This window comes from Frankiales bacterium (assembly GCA_016125335.1).
Taxonomy (GTDB): Bacteria; Actinomycetota; Actinomycetes; order S36-B12; family CAIYMF01; genus Longivirga.
In genome coordinates, this window is sequence record WGLY01000026.1 from 32,226 (window position 1) to 52,164 (window position 19,939).

Annotated in this window: 17 protein-coding genes; 3 read left to right on the plus strand and 14 right to left on the minus strand. The window is 73.8% G+C overall.

Translation table 11 applies throughout. The annotated features are described in order from the left end of the window. Nucleotides 1–12: 12 nt before the first annotated feature. From pstA to GC157_14610, 4 genes are all read right to left on the minus strand, one after another. Nucleotides 13–1,188, minus strand: a complete 1,176-nt coding sequence (pstA, locus tag GC157_14595; GenBank protein MBI1378689.1) for a phosphate ABC transporter permease PstA — start codon at nucleotides 1,186–1,188, stop codon at nucleotides 13–15. A gap of 9 nt (nucleotides 1,189–1,197) precedes the next feature. After that, a complete protein-coding gene (pstC, locus tag GC157_14600; protein MBI1378690.1) occupies nucleotides 1,198–2,223 on the minus strand; it encodes a phosphate ABC transporter permease subunit PstC in 1,026 nt (341 codons plus the stop codon). Further along, a complete protein-coding gene (locus GC157_14605) occupies nucleotides 2,220–2,918 on the minus strand; it encodes an ATP-binding cassette domain-containing protein (GenBank protein MBI1378691.1) in 699 nt (232 codons plus the stop codon). Before GC157_14605 ends, pstC begins: the two co-directional genes overlap by 4 nt. Nucleotides 2,919–3,043: 125 nt before the next feature. Beyond that, the gene (locus GC157_14610; protein ID MBI1378692.1) at nucleotides 3,044–3,247 is read right to left on the minus strand and encodes a hypothetical protein; all 204 of its coding nucleotides are present in this window, start codon (nucleotides 3,245–3,247) and stop codon (nucleotides 3,044–3,046) included. Here GC157_14610 and GC157_14615 point away from each other — a divergent pair. From GC157_14615 to GC157_14625, 3 genes are all read left to right on the plus strand, one after another. Further along, a complete protein-coding gene (locus GC157_14615) occupies nucleotides 3,235–3,471 on the plus strand; it encodes a hypothetical protein (protein MBI1378693.1) in 237 nt (78 codons plus the stop codon). The two genes, GC157_14610 and GC157_14615, sit on opposite strands and share 13 nt — an antisense overlap. A gap of 605 nt (nucleotides 3,472–4,076) precedes the next feature. Further along, a complete protein-coding gene (locus GC157_14620; GenBank protein MBI1378694.1) occupies nucleotides 4,077–5,930 on the plus strand; it encodes a DUF1800 family protein in 1,854 nt (617 codons plus the stop codon). An 8-nt stretch (nucleotides 5,931–5,938) separates the two neighbouring features. Then, the gene (locus GC157_14625) at nucleotides 5,939–7,231 is read left to right on the plus strand and encodes a DUF1501 domain-containing protein (protein ID MBI1378695.1); all 1,293 of its coding nucleotides are present in this window, start codon (nucleotides 5,939–5,941) and stop codon (nucleotides 7,229–7,231) included. 83 nt (nucleotides 7,232–7,314) lie between these two features. Here the strand turns inward: GC157_14625 and GC157_14630 are convergent, their stop codons facing one another. The 10 genes from GC157_14630 to GC157_14675 all read right to left on the minus strand — a co-directional run bounded on the left by GC157_14630 (nucleotide 7,315) and on the right by GC157_14675 (nucleotide 19,932). Continuing rightward, nucleotides 7,315–7,644: a hypothetical protein gene (locus tag GC157_14630; protein MBI1378696.1), complete on the minus strand. Its 330-nt coding sequence runs from the start codon at nucleotides 7,642–7,644 to the stop codon at nucleotides 7,315–7,317. Beyond that, a complete protein-coding gene (locus tag GC157_14635; GenBank protein ID MBI1378697.1) occupies nucleotides 7,641–8,288 on the minus strand; it encodes an ATP-binding cassette domain-containing protein in 648 nt (215 codons plus the stop codon). The genes GC157_14630 and GC157_14635 overlap by 4 nt, the downstream gene beginning before the upstream one ends. Further along, nucleotides 8,285–9,136: an ATP-binding cassette domain-containing protein gene (locus GC157_14640; GenBank protein ID MBI1378698.1), complete on the minus strand. Its 852-nt coding sequence runs from the start codon at nucleotides 9,134–9,136 to the stop codon at nucleotides 8,285–8,287. Before GC157_14640 ends, GC157_14635 begins: the two co-directional genes overlap by 4 nt. Next, nucleotides 9,133–12,234 carry an FtsX-like permease family protein gene (locus tag GC157_14645; protein ID MBI1378699.1) on the minus strand — a complete coding sequence of 1,034 codons (3,102 nt, stop codon included), beginning with the start codon at nucleotides 12,232–12,234 and terminating at the stop codon, nucleotides 9,133–9,135. The genes GC157_14640 and GC157_14645 overlap by 4 nt, the downstream gene beginning before the upstream one ends. 186 nt (nucleotides 12,235–12,420) lie before the next feature. Further along, nucleotides 12,421–12,603 (minus strand): formate dehydrogenase, encoded by a 183-nt coding sequence (locus GC157_14650; protein ID MBI1378700.1) that lies wholly within the window; start codon nucleotides 12,601–12,603, stop codon nucleotides 12,421–12,423. Nucleotides 12,604–12,638: 35 nt separating this feature from the next. Further along, on the minus strand, nucleotides 12,639–15,461 hold the full coding sequence (locus tag GC157_14655) for a formate dehydrogenase subunit alpha (protein ID MBI1378701.1): 2,823 nt from the start codon (nucleotides 15,459–15,461) through the stop codon (nucleotides 12,639–12,641). Between the two features lie 64 nt (nucleotides 15,462–15,525). Then, nucleotides 15,526–17,088 carry a formate dehydrogenase gene (locus GC157_14660; protein MBI1378702.1) on the minus strand — a complete coding sequence of 521 codons (1,563 nt, stop codon included), beginning with the start codon at nucleotides 17,086–17,088 and terminating at the stop codon, nucleotides 15,526–15,528. Further along, complete coding sequence (locus GC157_14665; GenBank protein ID MBI1378703.1) at nucleotides 17,085–17,552, minus strand: formate dehydrogenase subunit gamma; 468 nt, start codon at nucleotides 17,550–17,552, stop codon at nucleotides 17,085–17,087. Before GC157_14665 ends, GC157_14660 begins: the two co-directional genes overlap by 4 nt. Before the next feature lie 97 nt (nucleotides 17,553–17,649). Further along, nucleotides 17,650–18,567: a cation diffusion facilitator family transporter gene (locus GC157_14670; protein ID MBI1378704.1), complete on the minus strand. Its 918-nt coding sequence runs from the start codon at nucleotides 18,565–18,567 to the stop codon at nucleotides 17,650–17,652. A gap of 117 nt (nucleotides 18,568–18,684) precedes the next feature. Continuing rightward, a complete protein-coding gene (locus tag GC157_14675) occupies nucleotides 18,685–19,932 on the minus strand; it encodes an MFS transporter (GenBank protein MBI1378705.1) in 1,248 nt (415 codons plus the stop codon). Nucleotides 19,933–19,939: the final 7 nt, after the last annotated feature.

A 19,939-nucleotide genomic window follows, 5' to 3' on the forward strand; every position in this document is an offset into this window, starting at 1 on the left:
GCCGTCGCCCGGCTAGCGGCCCTGCTTGTCGCGGGCGAGCCAGCGGGTGAGGACGAACAGGAACGTCACGAGGATCAGGAGCACCGTGGCGGCGCCGAAGCCGCGCTGGATGTAGAGGTCCTGGCCGCTGCGCACCGCGAAGAGGCTGAACAACGGCAACGAGTTCATCGGGTCCTGGAACGGGTTCACGTTGAGGAATGTCGAGGCGCCGGAGGTGATGAGCACCGGCGCGGTCTCGCCGATCGCCCGGGCGATGCCCAGGATCACGGCCGTCGCCAGTCCGGCCTTCGCCGTCGGCAGCACCACGCCGCGCACGGTGCGCCACTGGCTCGCGCCGAGCGCCAGGCTTGCCTCCCGCAGGCCGCCGGGAACCACGCGCAGCTGCACCTCGGCGGATCGGGCGATGATCGGGGTCATCATCACGGTGAGGGCCATGGCCGCGGCGAACCCCGACCTGGGGACGCCCAGCGCCAGGATGAGCGTGACGTAGATGAACAGGCCGGCGAGGATGTCCGGCAGCGCCGTCATCGCCTCCACCACCGTGCGGACGATCCGCGCGCCGGTGCTGCCGACCTCGGTCATGTAGACGGCGGTGCCGATGCCCAGCGGCAGCGCGATCACCACCGCGATCCCTACCTGGATCAGCGTGCCGACGACCGCGTGGAGGATCCCGCCGGCGGACAGCGGGTCGGTCGGCCGCACGCCTGCCATGTCCTCGGTGTAGAAGTTGGCGTTCAGCAGGGCCGGGATCCCCTTGATCACCGTGTAGACGAGCGTGGTGACGAGCGCGCCGAACACCACGAGCGCCCCGGCCGACACCACCGCCTCCATCAGCCGGTCCACGACGAGGGTCCTCGGCTGCGACAGCGCCGTCACCCCGGCGTACATCGCCAGGAACGCGACGTACCAGACGATGCAGAAGCCGAGCACTCCCTGCAGCCCGAGCACGAGCGAGTAGAGCACCCAGGTGAGGCAGAGGGAGGCGACGCCGGACCCGAGGAAGCTGAGGATCTCGTCCGAGGTGCGCTTGCCGATGATGCGCGGCACGTCGGCCGCCCGCCGCCCGGGGCGCGGGGGGTCCGACGGCGGCGCCGGCGGCCCGGTCGGGCCGACGACGACGGGGACCTCGGCCGTGTCACCGATCGCCGGCGGCACCTGCACCTCGGCCTCGGGTCGCACTGCGGTCATCGTGGGCCCCTAGATGTCCGTGCCGGCGCCGCTGCGGCTCCGGTTGACGAAGACGGCGGCGATCGTGTTGACGACCAGGGTGATGAGGAACAGCACGAAGCCGGCGGTGAGCAGGGCCGAGAGCTGGTTCGAGGTCGCCTCGCCGAACAGTCCCGCGATGAGCGACGAGGTGGTGATCGTGCCGACCTCGAGAGGGCGGAACTTCAGGTCGAAGGCCGGGGAGATGATCAGCAGCACCGCGATGGTCTCGCCCAGCGCACGGCCCAGCGCGAGCATCGTGCCGCCGATGATGCCTCCGCGCCCGAAGGGCAGCACCACGGAGCGCACAACGCCCCAGCGGGTCCCCCCGAGCGCCAGGACCGCCTCGCGCTCCCCCGGCGGGGCCTGCACGAACACGCCGCGCATCACCGCCGTCGCCAGCGGGATCACCATCATCGAGACGCACAGGCCGGCGATGAAGGCGGAGGAGGTGAAGCTCGACTGCCAGTTCGCCGCGAGGTCCGGGTCGACGTCGACTCGGAAGATGGGGATCCACCCGAGGTACTGGTTGATCCACCGGGCGACGTAGATGGCATACGGCTGCAGCAGGAAGAAGCCCCAGAGCCCGTAGATGATGCTCGGCACAGCGGCCATCAGGTCGATGGCCGAGACCAGGAACGACCTGATCCGCAGCGGTGCGTACTCGCTGATGTAGAGCGCGGTGAGCAGCGCGAGGGGAAACGACACCACGATCGCGACGAGGGCGACCTCGATGGTGCCGAGGATCACCGCGGAGATGCCGATCTGGTCGATCCGCGGCTGCCACTCGTTCTCGGTGAGGAACGACAGGCCGTAGCGCTGGAAGGTGGGGATCGACTGGTAGCCGAGGAAGACGCCGATGGCGCCGAAGATCACCAGGACGGTGATGCCGATGCTGCGCGCCGTCCAGTGGAAGGCGCGGTCCGGGCCGGACGGCCTGCGGTCGATCGGGCGAGGGGCGTCGCCCGACGGGTCCGCGGCCGGCTCGACGGGCTCGAGGACGGCCTGGTGGCTCATCCGAACCGTCCGTGGACGTAGTCGCTGGTCCGCGGGTCCTGCGGGTTCCCGAAGATGTCGTCCGTCCGCCCCGCCTCGACGATGACGCCCGGGGTCCCCTGCTCCGCCAGGAAGAACGCGCACTGCTGCGACACCCGCGCGGCCTGCTGCATGTTGTGCGTGACGATGACGATGGTGACCTCGTCCTTGAGCTCGAGGATGGTCTCCTCGATGCGCCGGGTGGACGTGGGGTCCAGCGCGCTGCACGGCTCGTCCATCAGCAGCACCTCGGAGTCCACGGCCAGCGAGCGGGCGATGCACAGCCGCTGCTGCTGCCCGCCGGAGAGCGCGCTGCCCGGCTGCTTCAGCCGGTCCTTGACCTCGGCCCAGAGCCCGGCGCGCACCAGGCACCGCTCGATGAGGTCGTCGCGGTCGGCGCGCCCCACCTTGGTGCCGGTGAGCTTGAGACCCGCGGTCACGTTGTCCGCGATCGACATCGCAGGGAACGGGTTGGGCTTCTGGAACACCATCCCGATCCGCTTGCGGGTGTCGGTGATCCGGTTGCCGGCGTCGTAGATGTCGACACCGTCGAGGAGCACCTGACCGGACATCTGCGCGGAGGGCACGAGCTCGTGCATCCGGTTGAGGATGCGCAGGAAGGTGGACTTGCCGCAGCCGGAGGGACCGATCAGGGCCGTCACCGTCTGCGCCGGCATGGGCAGCGAGACCTGGTCGAGCACCTTGCGCTCGCCGAACCAGGCGGACACGCGGCGTGCGTCGAGGCTCGACCCGGCCACCACGCGCGGCGCCGGCCCCGGTCCGGACTCGATGGTGATGGTGCTCACGAGGCGCCTCCGTAGTGGACGACGGGCAGCGCCGACTCGTCGAGGGCGACGTCGGCGCCGGGGCGGAGCGTGGTGACGGCCTCCCAGCCATGGCTCGCCCGCCACCGGCCGAGGGCGTCGGGCACGGTGGCCAGGAACTGGTGCAGGGCGTGGCGCGCGTCGCGCTCGTGCGCCAGGACGCGGACCGATGCGGCGAGCACCTCGCCCTCGGAGACGATCTGCCACCGCCAGCCGAAGCCGTCGGCCACGGGCACGACGCCCGCGACGCTCCCCTCGAGGGCAGCGGCGAGCCGGAGCAGCGCCTGCTCGCACGAGGCCGCGTCCGGGTAGGTCTCCGGGCTCCGGCCGAGCTCGCGGTTGTTGGCGCCGAGCAGCCGCCACAGGACCGGTCCGGTCGCCTCGGAGGCGCGTACCCATTCGGTGACGCCCGAGTCCGGGTCCGGGACCCGGGCCGGGACGAGCTGGAACCGAGGGGTCGCCACCGCTGTCCTTCCGTCACGCCGGTGCCTCGCGACCTGCCTGAGCCGGTCGCGCCGTGGGAGCGGATCGGCGTGCGCCAGCCGGATGCCGGAATGCTCCATGCGCCGGGCGGTGGCGGGAGAAGCAGCGCATGAACAGCAGACGAGTGCTGGGTGAACGAATGACGCTGTCGGCGCGGTGGCCCGCGGCGCCCGACGCCGTCCGTCCGGTGGATGCTCAGGTGCCGGGCGGTCCCACCGATAATGACGTCGATCAGTCCGAGATCCTGGACCGTCGTGGAAGCCGGCCCGAGGACCCCGAGGAGCGCTCCGCCGACCGCCGGCGGGGCGCTTCTCGCGTCCCGGCATCCGCGCCGTCGCCACCCACACGGCGCAGAGCGGCAGCGGGCGCAGCCGCAGGTGGGGCCGCCCCGGCTGCGCCGTTCGGCTGACTTTCGTAACGCGCGCAACGGGAATCCCCGTTCGGCGCAGCAACCGCGCCGAGGGCGACGACGAAGACCCCCGCACGACAGGGCCGGGCGCACGTCCGGCAGCACACGCTGGGGGTGCCATGGGACTCGACCCGACGACGGTCTCGCGCCGTCAGGTCCTGGGGGCGGGCGCGGTGGTCGCCGCCGCCGCGACCGGTGTGGCCGCCGCTCCGGCGGCGCAGGCCACGACGGCGACCGCGACCACCCCGGTGATCAAGAAGGTGACGATCTACCGCGTCGTCTCCTACCGGTACAACTCCGCGACCCACGTCACGACGGTCACGAAGGCGACGAAGGCCACCGTCGTAGCGCGCTTCGTGGGCACGGCGGTCTACCTCAAGAACTCCCACGGCACGTGGTTCCGCGTGCCCTACGTGTGGTCGCGGACCAAGCGGGCGCTGGTGTTCTCGCGCTACCTGCAGCTCAAGTTGCAGGCCGCGGCCAAGCCCAAGCCCAACCCGACGGCCGGCGTCACGGTGGTCTCGCCCGGGCCGTTCTCCGCGGTCTCGGCGTACCACACCACGGACTGGGCACGGCACCTGCTCAACCGGGCCGGCTACGGGCCGACCGACGCCGACCTCGCAGCGGTCCGGTCGACGGGCTACGTCGGATGGCTCGAGGCCCAGATGTCGCCGAGCCACGTCAGCGACACGGCCTGCGCCCAGGTGCTGTCCCGCCTGCCCGCGCAGGGGGCCGCGATCTGGCGGGTCAAGCACGGCATCGAGACCGGCACCATCAACGGCTGGGACCAGTACAACTCGGTGCTCCAGGACTTCACCGTCCGCGCGCTGCTGAGCAAGCGGCAGCTCCTCACGGTGATGGAGGACTTCTGGGGCAACCACTTCAACGTCACCATCTACGCCGACGGCACGGCGGAGTCGCGGGCGCACTACGCGTACACGATCCGCGCCCGCGCGTTCGGCCGGTTCGCGGACCTGCTGGCAGCCGTCACCAAGCACCCGGCGATGCTCACCTACCTCAACAACCGTGACTCGACCGCCGAGCACCCGAACGAGAACCAGGGTCGCGAGCTGCTCGAGCTGCACACGGTGGGCGTCGACGCGGGCTACGGCGAGGTGGGCGTCATCAACTCGGCCCGCCTGCTCACCGGGCTCGGCGTCGACTCCGACTCCGGCGAGTACGCCTACCAGCCCTGGAACCACTGGACCGGCGCGGTGAAGGTGCTCGGCTTCAGCCACGCGAACGCGACCGACACCGGTGGCGAGGCCGCGGTGAACGCCTACCTGAGCTACCTCGCCCACCACCCCGCGACCGCGCAGCGGCTGGCGCGCAAGCTGGCGGTGCGCTTCGTGTCCGACACCCCGTCGGCCGGGCTGGTGTCGCTGCTGGCGAAGACGTACCTCGCCCACGACACCGCGATCGTGCCGGTCCTGCGGGTGCTGTTCTCCTCGCACGAGTTCGCGCAGTCGATCGGGGCCAAGGTCGCCCGCCCGTTCGAGCACCTGGTCTCGACGGCACGGCGCATGGGAGTCACCCCGGCGCTCGACAACCTCGACGCCCTGCTCCAGCTCGTCTACATGGCCGACGACGCCGGCCACAACCCGTTCGGGCAGCCGTTCCCGACGGGGCAGCCGGACACCGCCGACGCGTGGGAGTCGACGGCCGCGACCCTGACACGCTGGAACAACACGATGTCGATGGTCGCGGGCTGGTACCCGTCCGACGTCGTGCGGCCGACGCTGCTCGCTGCTGCCGTGGGGCCCACGCTCCCGGCGACGCACGGCGAGCTGCTCGACGTCGTGGCCCGTCGGATGTTCGGCCGCGTCCTGGCACCCGCGCACAAGACCGCGATGCTCGCCTTCCTCGGCGTCACCGCCGACAAGGCCGTGTCGTCGAGCTCCTCCGCCGTGTCCGGCGGCCTGCCGTCCCTCGTGGCAGCGCTGCTGGACTCGCCCTACGCGACCCTCCGGTGAGGCCCGTCATGACCGAGACCACCGCCCGTCCCGTCGACCAGGGCTGCTGCGAGGAGGGGGCGCGGGCCGGACGCCTGACCCGCCGCTCGCTGCTCAAGGCGCTCGGCGTTGGCTCCGTCGCCATCGCCGCCGGGCCGGCCGTGGGCATGCGTGCCGCGTTCGCGGCCGACCCCGGCTGGTCCGGCGACACCGTCGTCGTGCTCTCCCTGCGCGGCGGCTTCGACGGGCTGTCGGCCGTCGCGCCGATCGGCGACCCGAACTACGCCGCGAACCGGCCCACGATCGCTGTGCCGGCGTCGGCGGCCTTCCAGCTCGACCCGATGTTCGGGCTGCACCCGGGCCTCGCCGACCTCCAGGCGCTGTGGACCTCCGGCAAGCTCGCGTTCGTCCACGCCGCGGGCATGAGCGCGCCGAACCGCTCGCACTTCTCGGCGATGGACGAGATGGAGCGGGCCGCGCCGGGATCCAGCGCACGGTCCGGCTGGCTCGACCGCACGCTGGCGCTGCACTCCGTCGGCGGTCCCTTCAGCGCCGTGCAGATGGGCTCGTCGTCGATCCCCGAGTCGCTGGCCGGTCCCTATCCCGTGCTCGGCATGGACTCGGTGAGCGGCTTCCGGCTCAGCGGAGCGGGCAGCGCGGCGAGCCGCGCCAAGTGGTCGGCGGCCCTCAACGCGCTGCACGACCAGGCTCCCCCCGGCCTGCACGACTCGGCGGCCGGCACCCTCGGCGCGCTGGACACCGCGGCGTCGCTGGCGTCGTACACGCCGGCGAACGGCGCGTCGTACCCGAGCGGCGGCCTGGGCAACGCGCTCAAGAACGCGGCGCAGCTCATCAAGGCCGACGTCGGCCTGCGCGCCCTCACCATCGACCTCGGCGACTGGGACATGCACGCCGGCCTCGGCACGGTCGACAACGGCTGGATGCGCGGCAACCTGCTCGAGCTCGGCCGGGGCCTCAAGGCGTTCGCGACCGACCTCGGCACGTGGCTCGACAGCACCACCCTCGTGACCATCAGCGAGTTCGGACGCCGCGTGCAGGAGAACGAGTCCGGCGGGGTCGACCACGGCTGGGGCAACGTGATGATGGTGCTCGGCGGGCACGTGGTGCAGGGCGTGCACGGCACCTGGCCCACTCTGGCCGCCGACAAGCTGACCCAGGGCGACCTCACGGCCACCACGGACTACCGCGCCGTGCTCGCCGACGTCCTCGTCAACCGCACCGGCGCGAGCGTGGCCCAGGTGGGCGAGGTGTTCCCCGGCTACACCGGGGCGAGCAGCCTGCCCGGCGTCACCACCCCCTGACCTCCCGGTCCGGGACCCGTCGTTACTGCCGCAATGACCGGAGAACGGCCGCAGATCCGGTCATCCGGGCAGTAACGACGGGGTCAGGCCTCGGCGCAGGCGACGCAGCGCGTGGCCCAGGGGTGCACCTCGAGGCGGCCCTCGGGGACGGGGCCGCCGCAGACGTCGCAGGTGCCGTAGGTGCCGGCGTCGAGCTTGGCCAGCGCGCGGTCGACGTCGGCGAGCTGCTCGAGCAGCTGGTCGTGCGCGGCCACCTGCGCCAGCCGCTCCACGGCGATGCTCGTGCCATCGCCCACGCGCTTGCCGAAGGAGATGCCGCCGCTGTCCGTGGGGGCCGCGCTGATCCCGGCGATGCGCTCGAGCAGGTCGGACCGCTTGTGCTCCAGCACCGCGCGGACCTCGGCGTCGCTCATCGCTCGGCCCTCCCGTCCACGAGGTGCAGCGTGTCGTCGCACAGCGCGGCGACCTCGGGGTCGTGCGTCGCTAGGACGACGGCGGCCCCGGCACCAGCCTCCTCCCGCAGCGCGGCGAGCACCACCGCGGCGGTGTCGGCGTCGAGCTCCGCGGTCGGCTCGTCCGCCACGAGGAGCCCGGGCGCGACGACGAGGGCGCGCGCCACGGCCACCCGCTGGCGCTGGCCGCCGGAGAGCTCCTCCGCCAGGCGGTCCGGGACGTCGGCGAGCCCGGCCCGCGCCAGCGCGGCCTGCGCCCGGTCGCGCACGACCGTGCGGTCGAGGCCGCGCAGCTGCAGCGGCAGCTCGACGTTCTCCGCCGCGGTGAGCACCGGCAGCAGCCCGTAGCCCTGGAAGACGACGCCGGTGCGCGCGGCGCGGTCGGCCGGGTCGACGGTGCCGCCGTCGGCCGGGACGAGCCCGGCGAGCACGGTGAGCAGCGTCGACTTGCCTGAGCCCGACGGCCCGGTCACCGCGAGCACGCGGCCCGGCACGACGTCGACGTCGACCTCGTCGACCACGCGGCGTCCGCCGCGCACGACGACGACCCCGCGCGCGGTGACGGTCACGCCGTCGCGGGGCTCAGCGGGATGCGCGCTCGTCATGTCTCGCTCCTGCGCAGTCGCACCTCGGCACCGTCGCGCTCGACGATCACGCGCGTGCCGGGCGGCCAGTCGGCCACCACCTCGTCGGGCAGGTGCACGCTGCCGTCCTTGCCGACGACGGCGAACTGCTCGCCGTGGTGGCCCTCCTGCCCCACACGGCCGTAGCGCATCGTCACCGTGCGCCCGAGCCGCTGGCCCACTTCGGGGTCGTGCGTCACGACCACGACCGTGGTGCCGAACCGCTCGTTCACCTCGTCGAGGAGATCGAGCACGGCGTCGCGCGCGGGATGGTCGAGTTGCGAGGTGGGCTCGTCGGCCAGCAGCAGGCCCGGGCCGTTCGCCACCGCGACGGCCAGCGCCACCCGCTGCTGCTCGCCACCGGAGAGCAGTGGCACCGGACGGTCCGCCACCGCACCGAGCCCGAGCGCCCCCAGCAGCTCCTGCGGCTGCATCGCCGATCGACGGCGCGCCCGGGGCAGCGACCGGTTGGCGAAGCGCACGTTGTCCGCCGGCGTCGCGTAGGCCAGCAGGTTGCGCGCCGCGCCCTGGAGGACCAGCCCGACGCGCTGCGAGCGCATGCGCAGCAGCGCACGCTCGGGCAGGCCGCCGATCTCCTCGTCGCCCACCCACACGCGTCCCGCGCTCGGCGGGATGAGCCCGCCCATCATGCCCAGCAGCGTCGACTTGCCGGATCCGGACGGACCGAGCAGCGCCACGCGCTCCCCCGGCGCGACGTCGAGGTCCACGCCGCGCACAGCGACGACGTCGAGGTCGCCGGTGCGGTAGATGTGCACCAGCTCCTCGCAGCGCACCGCCAGCCCGGCCGGTCGCGTCGTGGTGACGGTCATTCCTGCACCTGCCTCAACAGGTCCGGCATGGCCCGCCGCACGGTGCGCCGGGCCCCGACGTCCGCGACGACGGCGAGCACCGCCAGGATCACGGCGACCACGGCGAGCACCGGCAGCCACGCCGGGCCGTACCAGAGCGGCGGGCCGTCCGCGCCGGCGCTGTCGACCAGCGGCGGCAGGGCGATCCCAGCCGCGACGAGGCCGGCACCGGCACCGAGCACGACGCCGGTGAGCGCGAGCGCCACCTGCTCGCGACGGGCCGCGCGGACGAGAACGGACCGCGGCGCGCCGATGGCCCGCAGGGCCGCGAGCTCGTACGCGCGCCGGCGGATCACGACGTAGGCGTTGGCCAGCAGCGTGCCCGCGCCGAGCACGAGCGCCACCAGCGCGGCGAGCAGGAAGAGCCGCAGCGCGAGAGCCGTGCCGCCGCGGTCGAGCTCGGCCTGGGTCGAGTCGAGCGACTCCTCGCGCACCACCGACAGGCCCGAGGCCTGGAGGTCGGTCACGATCGACGCCGGCGCGTCGGGCGAGAGCCACACCTGGTAGTCGAGCGGGTCGGTCACGGTGCCGGTCGCGGCGAGGGCGAACGGGAGATCGGCCATGGTGCCCGAGCGCAGCAGCCTCGGCAGCACGCCGGTCTGGAGGATCTGCACGTCGGTGAAGCGTCCGTCGAGACCCGCGATGACGTCGTAGCCCTCGGGCGCGCCGCTCGCCTTCACGGCGTTGCTGCCCTGGAGCACCGGGAGCGAGAGCGGGTGGTCGGCGACCTCGATCGCGCCGTCGGCGATCGGCTCGACGCGGATCTTCACGTGCAGGGCACCGCCGTCGAGCGACGTGACGACGGCCCCCGAGTCGATCCGGTTGACCAGCCCCGAGGCCCCGCTGCGCCAGCCCGTCTGCCCCGGCGCCGTGAGGTCGACCGGCCCCTGCGCGTCGCGCGCGTCGCCCAGCACGACCGTGCCCACGGTGTTGGTGGCCGGGAGCTCGATGGGGTGGGTGAACGTGAACGCCGAGAGCGAGCACGCCGCGGCCACGCACGTGGGTAGCGGCACGGTGTAGCTGTGGCTCCCCCGCCGCAGCACGCCCATGGTCACCGACGACGGCAGGCCGGTGGCGCTGCGGACCACCACGCTGAGCAGCACGGGCTCGCCCTGGCCCTGGTAGGTGGCGGTGAGCGTCAGGCTGCCCTGCACGGGGAGGGGATCGGTCTGCTGCGGCGGGTGCAGCGCGGCCGCGAGGTCGGCCGGCGCCATGTGCACCCAGCCGGGGTCCCACGACGTCACGGCCGCGAGCCGGGAGGCGTCCACGGTGAGCAGGCCGCCCGACCCGTTGTCGCTCTGGGTCGCCGCCATCGCGTGCGTGCCGGACGGGTCGGCCTGCTCGACCGCGGCGAGCAGCTGCCCGGCCGAGCCGGCGTGCACGTGCAGCACGCGCGCGGCACCCACCTGCGCCCGCGCGAGGTCGGCGCGGTTGTCCGCCGAGACGACCCAGCCGTCGACGGCGAACACCGCGAGTCCCACGGCGAGCGAGAGCAGCACCACGATCCGCAGGCCCGAGGGCCGGCGCGCGATGTTGCGCGAGGAGAGGTACGACGCCAGCCTCGGCGAGCGGCGGGTGCGCGCCACCTCGATGCGCGCGAGCCAGGGCAGCGCGCGCACCGCGAGCAGCCCGACCGCCAGCGCGATGAGGCCCGGGGCGAGCAGCGCCAAGGAGTCGGACCCGCCGCGGTTGAGCTCGTAGATGCCGGCGGCGGCCAGGGCGACCGCGGCGGCGTCCACGGCCGAGGAGCGCACCAGCCGGGCCCGCCGCCCGGACGTGCGGCGCAGCTGCTCGAGCACCGGCGCCGTGAGGATGCCGCGCACCGCCAGGCCCGCGGCGACCGCGCCGCCGAGCAGGCACACGAGCAGGGCGAGGCCCACGAGCGGCGTCAGGGTGACGTCGGTGCCGGGCACGAGGTAGCGACGCGTGAGCCAGACGTCGGCCGCGTAGGCGAGGGCGGCTCCGACGGGCAGGGCCACCACCAGGAGGATGACGGGCTCGGCCAGGCCGAACGCCACGGTGGAGCGCGGCGTCATGCCGCGCAGCTTGGCCAGGGCGATCTCGCCGGAGCGCTCCTCGCTGGTGGCCGCGATCACGAGGAAGAGCACGAACCAGGCGAGCAGCACCAGCTGCGCGGTGACGGCGAACGAGGTCGCGGCCACGTTGTCGAGCACGGGCTGGAGCGAGTCGAGGAAGTCCGGCAGCCCGCTGATCGACAGCGTCGCCGGCGGTCCGCCGGAGATCTGCGGCGCGCCCACGATCGGCGGCGGGGCGATGGTGATGTCGGTGACGGTGGCGACGGTCGCGCGCAGCGCCGGGACGTCCCCGAGGTGGACCGACTCCGCGTTCAGCGCGCGGAAGGCGACAGCTGCGACGTCGCCGTTGCTGCGCTCCATGGTGGCCTGGTCGACCAGCACCTCGTCGAGGATGTCCGGCGCGTCCGGGTTGCTCGGCGTCGAGTACTGGTCCGGGTGGGCCAGGCCCCACACCGCCGGGTCCGCCGTGGTGGGGTCGTAGGTGCCGACCAGGGTCACGGTGTCGGCGCGCGGGTCCGAGGTGATGCCGAGGCGCATCGTCGTGCCGAGCCGGGCGTGGGAGTCCTTGAGCAGCCGCGCCGACACCATCGCCTGGCCGGGCCCGTCCGGGCACCGGCCGGACACGATCGTGACACCGCCGCACTGCCCGCGGTACCAGCTCACCTCGGCCACGCCGAGCGCGCGACCCTCGATGCTGGGGCTGCCCTGGAGCACCGTCAGCGACAGCGTCGGCGGCCCGTACCACGGGTCGAGCCGGGGGTCGGCCGCCCGCGCCTGCACCGCCTGCGCGAGCTGGTTCGGCGTGAACTGCGTCTGCCCGGCGATGTTGCCGCGCGAGAGCACCCCGGTGGTGACGGGGGGCGCGCTCGCGAGCGCGTCGCGCACCAGGGACTCCGAGGCGCTGGACGCGTAGAGCGGGCCCAGGGCGGCGCCGGCCATGGCGACCACCGAGACCACGAGCACCGCCGCCGACGACCCGGCCCGCCAGCGCAGTCCGCGCAGTGCGAGCCGCAGCGCCTCCACGAGCCGACTCCCCCTCCACGCCGGACCTCCCGGCGCGGCCGGAGCTGCTGCCGGGAGGTGCTTGCACTGTCGCCGTGACGGGCGCCCGGGACACCCTGCCATGCCGGGCCGACGTCGTGACCGCCAGTGGCCCGAACGTGACCTCGTGCCGGACGCGGGACACGGGCGCCGGACGCCGCAGGCGCGTCAGCGCAGGCTGTCGAGCGCCGCCCGGGCGAGCGGGCCGAGCCCCTCCCCGCCCTCGTCGACGTAGGCCGTGAGCCGCTCGCGCATGGACGGCGCCCAGAACGAGCGCAGGTGCGCGGCCACCATGGCCACCGCCTCGTCGTGCGGCAGGTACGCCGCGTTGTCCGCGATCTGGTTCGCCATGCGCACCAGGGTGGCGTCGGTGTCCGCGGCGGAGCTCACGCGCGGCCCCCGACAGGAGCCTGGCCGGCCGCCATCTGCGCGTCGGTGAGCGGCTGCCGCGTGCTGGGCGCGATCTCGACGGCGGTCACCTTGTACTCCGGGCAGTTGGTGGCCCAGTCCGAGTAGTCGGTGGTCACCACGTTCGCCCCGCTGCCCGGGAAGTGGAAGGTGGTGTAGACGACGCCCTGCGGCACGCGGTCGGTCACCTTCGCCCGCAGCACGGTCTCGCCGACCCTGCTGGTGACCGTCACGGGCGTGCCCGTCGCGATCCCGCGCGTCTCGGCGTCGTGCGGGTGCACCTCGAGCACGTCCTCGCTGTGCCACAGCACGTTCGGCGTGCGGCGGGTCTGGGCTCCGACGTTGTACTGGGTGAGGATGCGGCCGGTCGTGAGGATGAGCGGGAAGCGGCGCGTGGTGCGCTCGTCGGTGGGCACGAACGGCGTCTCGACGAAGTGCCCCTTCCCGCGCACGAACCCGTCGACGTGCATCACGCGCGTGCCGTCGGGCGCGGCGTCGTTGCAGGGCCACTGCAGGCTGCCCACGGCGTCGAGCCGGTCGAACGAGACGCCGGCGAAGGTGGGCGTCGTCGCGGCGATCTCGTCCATGATCTCGGCGGCCGAGCCGTACGACATGGGGTAGCCCATGGCGGTGGCCAGCTCGCAGGCCACCTCCCACTCCTGCTTACCCGTGGCCGACGGCATGACCGGCCGCACCCGGTTGATCCGCCGCTCGGCGTTGGTGAAGGTGCCGTCCTTCTCCAGGAAGGAGGTGCCGGGCAGGAAGACGTGGGCGAACTTGGCGGTCTCGTTGAGGAAGAGGTCCTGCACGACGAGCAGCTCGAGCGAGCCGAGCGCCGCCTTCACGTGCTCGACGTTCGGGTCCGACTGCGCGAGGTCCTCGCCCTGCACGAACATCCCGCGGAAGCCGCCGGCGAGTGCGGCGTCGAACATGTTCGGGATCCGCAGTCCCGGCTCGGGGTCGATCGTCGTCCCCCACACGGCCTCGAAGATCCCGCGCACCGCGGCGTCGCCGACGTGCCGGTAGCCGGGGAGCTCGTGCGGGAACGAGCCCATGTCGCACGAGCCCTGCACGTTGTTCTGCCCGCGCAGCGGGTTGACGCCGACCCCCTCGCGGCCGACGTTGCCCGTCGCCATCGCCAGGTTCGCCATGCCCATCACCATGGTGGAGCCCTGCGAGTGCTCGGTGACGCCGAGGCCGTAGTAGATGGCGGAGGCGGCCGACGTCGCGTAGAGCCGCGCGGCGCGGCGCACGGCGTCGGCGGGCACCCCGGTGATCGGCTCCACGGACTCCGGGCTGTTCTCCGGCCTCGCGATGAACGCCTCCCACGCGGCGAAGCTGTCGGCCTCGCAGCGCTCGGCCACGAACGCGCGGTCGACCAGCCCCTCGGTGACCACCACGTGCGCGAGCGCGTTCACGATCGCGACGTTGGTGCCGGGGCGCAGCTGCAGGTGCTCCTCGGCGGCGACGTGCGGCGAGCGCACCAGGTCGATGCGGCGCGGGTCGACGACGACCAGCTTCGCGCCCTCGCGCAGCCGTCGCTTGAGCCGGGCGGCGAACACGGGGTGGCCGTCGGTGGGGTTGGCGCCGATCAGCAGCACGACGTCGGCGTGCTCCACCGACGGGAAGTCCTGGGTGCCCGCGGAGGTGCCGAAGGTCTGCTTGAGCCCGTAGCCCGTGGGCGAGTGGCACACCCGCGCGCAGGTGTCGACGTTGTTGTTGCCGAACGACGCCCGGATCATCTTCTGGACGACGTAGACCTCCTCGTTGGTGCACCGCGAGGAGGTGATGCCGCCGATCGCACCGACGCCGTGCTCCTCCTGGATCTCCCGCAGCCGGCGCGCGGTGTGGGCGATCGCCTCGTCCCAGTCGACGGTGCGCCAGGGGTCCGACGTCGTCTCGCGCACCATCGGCCGCAGCTGCCGGTCGCGGTGCGTGGCGTAGCCCCACGCGAACCGGCCCTTCACGCAGCTGTGGCCCTCGTTGGCCCCGCCGTCCTTGTCCGGCACCATCCGCACGACCTGGTCGCCGCGCAGCTCGGCGACGAACGAGCAGCCGACGCCGCAGTAGGCGCACGTGGTGCGCACCGAGCGGGTGGGCACTCCGAGATCGATGACCGTCTTCTCCTGCAACGTCGACGTGGGGCAGGCCTGCACGCACGCGCCGCAGGAGACGCACTCGGACTGCATGAACGACTCGCCCGCACCCGCGACCACGCGGGAGTCGAAGCCGCGGCCGGCGATGGTGAGGGCGAAGGTGCCCTGGATGTCGCTGCACGCCCGCACGCACCGGGAGCAGGCGATGCACTTGCTGTCGTCGAAGGAGAAGTAGGGGTTGCTGTCGTCGGTGGGGCCGTCGAGGTGGTTGACGCCCTCGGCGTAGCGCACCTCGCGCAGGCCGACGACGCCGGCCATGTCCTGCAGCTCGCAGTCGCCGTTCGCGGGGCAGGTCAGGCAGTCGAGCGGGTGGTCGGAGACGTAGAGCTCCATCACGCCGCGCCGTAGCCGCTCGAGCCTCGGCGTCTGCGTGGACACCGTCATGCCCGGCGTGCACGGCGTGGTGCAGGACGCCGGCGTGCCCGGCCGGCCCTCCACCTCGACGAGGCAGAGCCGGCACGAGCCGAACGCGTCGAGCGAGTCCGTGGCGCACAGCTTCGGCACGTCGATGCCGGCCAGCGCCGCGGCGCGCATCACCGACGTCCCCGGCGGCACCACCACGGGGATGCCGTCGACCACCACCTGCACCGTCGCCTTGCCAGGCACCGCCGGGGTGCCGAGGTCGACCGTCCCGGTCCGTCCCATCAGCGCACCTCCTCCGTCGGCACCGTGCTGCGTCCCGCGCCGCCCCGTCGCGGCCCCGGCGTGCTCATGTGCCGTCCCTGCTCGCCACGGGGGTGAGCCCGAGGTCCTCGCCGAAGTGGCGCAGCACCGAGCGCACGGGCTGCGGCGTGAGGCCGCCCATGGCGCACAACGAGCCGTCGGCCATCAGCTCGCACAGGTCCTCGAGCAGCGCCGCCTGCCCGGCCCTCTCCTCGGACGGGCCGTGCAGGATCGCGTCGATCACCTCGACGCCGCGCACGGCGCCCACCCGGCACGGCGTGCACTTGCCGCACGACTCCACGGCGCAGAACTCCATCGCGAAGCGCGCCTGCGCACCCATGTCCGCGGTGTCGTCGAACACCACCACGCCGCCGTGGCCGAGCATGCCGCCCACCGACGCGAGCTCCTCGTAGTCGAGCCGGACGTCGAGGCCGTCGGCCGGGTGGTAGGCGCCGAGCGGGCCGCCCACCTGCACCGCGCGCACCGGGCGGCCCGACGCCGTGCCGCCGCCGTAGCCCTCGACGAGCTCGCGCAGGGTGAGCCCGAACTCGGTCTCGACGATCCCGCCGCGCGCGACGTTGCCCGCGAGCTGGAACACCTGCGTGCCGCGGGACCGGCCGGTGCCCAGGGCGGCGTACGACGCCGGCCCGCCGGTCAGCACGGCGGGCACCGAGGCGAACGAGAGCACGTTGTTGACGACGGTGGGCCGGCCGAACAGCCCGGACAGGGCGGGGATCGGCGGCTTGGGGCGCACCGTGCCGCGGCGCCCCTCGATGCTCTCGAGCATCGAGGTCTCCTCGCCGCAGATGTACGCCCCTGCGCCCACGCGCACCTCGATGTCGAACGTGAGCCCGGAGCAGAGGACGTCCTCGCCGAGCCACCCGGCCGCGCGGGCCAGCTCGACGGCCGAGCGCAGGGTGGCGACGGCGTCGGGATACTCCGATCGCACGTACACGTAGCCCTCGGTCGCGCCCACCGCGTGCGCCGCGACGGCCATGCCCTCCAGCAGCGCGAAGGGATCCCCCTCCAGCAGCATGCGGTCGGCGAAGGTGCCGCTGTCGCCCTCGTCGGCGTTGCAGCACACGAACTTCAGCGGGCCGTCGGCCTCCGCGACCGTGCGCCACTTGATCCCTGTGGGGAACCCGGCGCCGCCGCGCCCACGCAGCCCGGACCCCACCACGGCCTCGACGACGTCGGCCGGCGGCATCGCCAGCGCGGCCCGGAGCCCGGCGAGGCCGCCGTGCGCGAGGAAGTCGTCGGTCGAGAGCGGGTCGACCACGCCCACCCGTGCGAACGCGAGCCGGTTCTGTCGGGCCAGCCACTCGTGCGACTCCGTGGGGCCCAGCGCCAGCGCGTGCGCGCCGCCCTCGAGGAGGCCGGCGTCGAACAGCGACGCGACGTCGTCGGCGCGCACGGGCCCGTAGGCGACCCGGCCCTGCGGTGTGGCCACCTCGACGAGCGGCTCGAGCCACAGCATGCCGCGCGACCCGTTCCGCACGAGCGTGACGTCGGCCCCGCGCAGCTCGGCCTCGGCCAGCACGGCGAGTGCCACCTCGTCGGCGCCGACCGAGCGGGCCGCGGAGTCGCGCGGGACGTAGACCGTGGTCACCGGGCCTCCGCGAGCAGCCGGTCGAACGTCGCCGCGTCGACCCGTCCGTGCAGCCGGCCGTCGACCGTGACCGACGGCGGCAGCGCGCAGTTGCCGAGGCAGAACACCTGGTCGAGCGTGACCTCGCCGTCCTGCGTCGTGCCGCCGAAGGGCACGCCGAGCGCGTCCTGCGCGTGCGCCTCGAGGTCGCGGCCCCCGCGCGACTGGCACGCCTCGCCGCGGCACACCCCCACCACGGTGCGGCCGGGCGGCTCGGTGCGGAAGTCGGCGTAGAAGGTGACGACGCCGTGCACGTCCGCGCGCGAGAGGTTGAGCTCGTGCGCGATCACAGGGACGGCGTCGGGCGGGATCCAGCCGATGCGCTCCTGCACCGCGTGGAGCACCGGCAGGAGCGGGCCGCGCAGGTGGGCGTGCTCGCGCACGATGCCGGCGACGGTCTCGGCCGACCACTCCTGACCCGACATCCCAGCGCCTTCGCTCGACGACCGTGCCACCACCTGCCTCGCCATGATCTGCCGCTGACGCGGCTCGGGCAAGCACTCGGCGGTGGTCGGGCTCGCGTCAGGCGTGCACCGGGTGCTCGTGCTCGCCGTGGCCGGGCGGCTCGAACTGGAACGTGGAGTGCTCGACGTCGAAGTGGTCGGCGAGGCAGCTCTGCATCTCGTCGAGCAGCAGCGGCAGGTGCCCGTCGTGGAAGCACTCGTCCTCCACCACGACGTGCGCGGTGAGCACGGGCAGGTCGGTCGCCACCTGCGTGGCGTGCAGGTCGTGCACCTCGAGCACGTGCGCGACCCCCAGCAGGTGGTTGCGCACGTCGCCGAGGTCGACCCCCTTCGGCGTGGCCTCGAGCAGCACGTCGACGGACTCGCGCAGCAGGCGCAGGGTGCGCGGCACGATGAGCAGCGCGATCGCGATGGAGGTGACGGCGTCCGCCCGCAGCCAGCCCAGCCGGTCGATGAGCACGGCGGCCACCACGACCGCGAACGCGCCGAGCGCGTCGGCGAGCACCTCGAGCGTCGCGGCCCGGGTGTTGAGGTTGCCCTGGCGGATCCGGGTGAGCACGAGCACGGACACGGCGTTGCCGCCCAGCGCCAGCAGGGCGAACCAGAACATCAGCCCGGAGTCGACCTCGGGCGGGTCGAGCAGACGCCGCACCCCCTCGACCAGGACGCCGATGCCCACCGCGAGGAGCAGCGCGGCCTGAGCAGCGGCGGCGACCACCTCGGCGCGGCGGTAGCCCCAAGTGCGCTCCGGCGTGGCCGGTCGCAGCGAGAGCGTCGCGGCCACGAGGGCCAGGGTGAGACCGGCGACGTCGGCGAGCATGTGGCCGGCGTCGGCCAGCAGCGCGAGGCTGCCGGACACCAGGCCGCCGACGACCTCGGCCACCAGGATGGTCGAGGAGATGCCCAGCACCACGGCGAGCGGGCCACGGTGGGCGAGCGCGGTGTCGCGCATCCCGTGGTCGTGGTCGTGGCTCACCGCTCTCCTTCGTCCGTGAGGGCAGCGGCCCGGCCGGGCACGTCGCCCCGGAGCGGGCCGGGAGGCCCTCCCCCGAGGCTACCGGCGGGGCTGCTGGGCGGCCGGTACGTAGCGGACTCAGCCGGCGTCGCCGGTGCTGACCTCACCCGGTGCGCGCAGCGCGGGGAGCGCGACGGCCCCGAGGGCGAGCACGGGGACCGCGGCCACCGCGCACAGCACGGAGTAGGACGACGTGGCCACCACGACGCCGGCCACCACGCCGCCGCCCGCGGCCGCGAGGTTCATGACCAGGTCCGAGAGGCCCTGCACCGCGGGGCGCTCGTTCTCGGCGATGTCGTCGGTGACCATCGTGGAGCCGGCGATCAGCGTGCACGACCAGCCGAGGCCCAGCAGGAAGAGCCCGACGCCGAGCACCGGTACGGAGTCGGCCGGCGCCAGGCCGCTCACCAGGCACGCGCCGAGCAGCACGCCGACGCCGACGAGCACCATGGGCACGCGCCCGATCCGGTCGACGCACCAGCCCACCACCGGGGCGAACGCGTACATGCCCACCACGTGGACGCTGACCACGAGGCCGATCAGCTGGAGCGAGACGTCCACGTGGCGCATGTGCACCGGCGTCATCACCATGACCATCACCATGACGACGTGGCCGAGGGCCACGGACGTGACGCCGATCATCGCCCGCCGGTGGCGGCGCAGGTGCGCGATGCCGTCGCGCAGGCCCGGGCGGCGCGGTGGCGCCCCCGATGACGGGTCCGCGGCGAGGTCGCGCGCCAGCAGGTAGGGGTCCGGCCGCAGGAAGAGCTGGAGCGCCAGCACGGCCAGGCCGAGCGTCACCCCGGCCGTGATGTAGGGGCCGGTCAGTTGCGGCAGCCCCAGCGAGAGCGCGAGGTCGCCGGAGAGGTTGAGCAGGTTCGGCCCCACGACGGCGCCGATCGTGCCGAACCAGACGACCACCGACAGGTGCCGCGCGCGGTGCGCGGGCTCGGCGAGGTCGGTGCCGGCGTAGCGCGCCTGGTAGCTCGACGCCGACGCGACGCCCACGAGCAGGCAGCCGAGCAGCACCAGCGGCAGCGACCGCGTGACGCCGGCCGCCACCACCACGACCGCCCCGGCCATGCCGACGCCGTAGCCCGTGGACAGCGCGGCCCGGCGCCCGCGGGTGAGCGCGATGTGCGCCAGCGGCAGCGCGAACAGCGCCGACCCGAGCACGCCGAAGGTCTGCGCCATCCCGGCGAACCCGTCGCCGGCCAGCGACGCCGCGATGAGGCTCCCCGCCGCGACTGATCCGGCCACGGCCACGCCGCCGAGCACCTGCGCGGCCGAGAGCGTGGCGAGGGTGCGCCGCTGCACGCGGTGCACATCGAGC

Coding starts and splice junctions, on each gene's coding strand:
- GC157_14630 (MBI1378696.1), bottom strand. CDS start 7,644: ATGAGCGACGCCGAGGTCCGCGCGGTGCTGGAGCACAAGCGGTCCGAC.
- GC157_14640 (MBI1378698.1), bottom strand. CDS start 9,136: ATGACCGTCACCACGACGCGACCGGCCGGGCTGGCGGTGCGCTGCGAG.
- GC157_14655 (MBI1378701.1), bottom strand. CDS start 15,461: ATGGGACGGACCGGGACGGTCGACCTCGGCACCCCGGCGGTGCCTGGC.
- GC157_14650 (MBI1378700.1), bottom strand. CDS start 12,603: ATGGCGAACCAGATCGCGGACAACGCGGCGTACCTGCCGCACGACGAG.
- pstA (MBI1378689.1), bottom strand. CDS start 1,188: ATGACCGCAGTGCGACCCGAGGCCGAGGTGCAGGTGCCGCCGGCGATC.
- pstC (MBI1378690.1), bottom strand. CDS start 2,223: ATGAGCCACCAGGCCGTCCTCGAGCCCGTCGAGCCGGCCGCGGACCCG.
- GC157_14635 (MBI1378697.1), bottom strand. CDS start 8,288: ATGACGAGCGCGCATCCCGCTGAGCCCCGCGACGGCGTGACCGTCACC.
- GC157_14605 (MBI1378691.1), bottom strand. CDS start 2,918: ATGCCGGCGCAGACGGTGACGGCCCTGATCGGTCCCTCCGGCTGCGGC.
- GC157_14620 (MBI1378694.1), top strand. CDS start 4,077: ATGGGACTCGACCCGACGACGGTCTCGCGCCGTCAGGTCCTGGGGGCG.
- GC157_14615 (MBI1378693.1), top strand. CDS start 3,235: ATGCGGCGAGCACCTCGCCCTCGGAGACGATCTGCCACCGCCAGCCGA.
- GC157_14625 (MBI1378695.1), top strand. CDS start 5,939: ATGACCGAGACCACCGCCCGTCCCGTCGACCAGGGCTGCTGCGAGGAG.
- GC157_14665 (MBI1378703.1), bottom strand. CDS start 17,552: ATGTCGGGTCAGGAGTGGTCGGCCGAGACCGTCGCCGGCATCGTGCGC.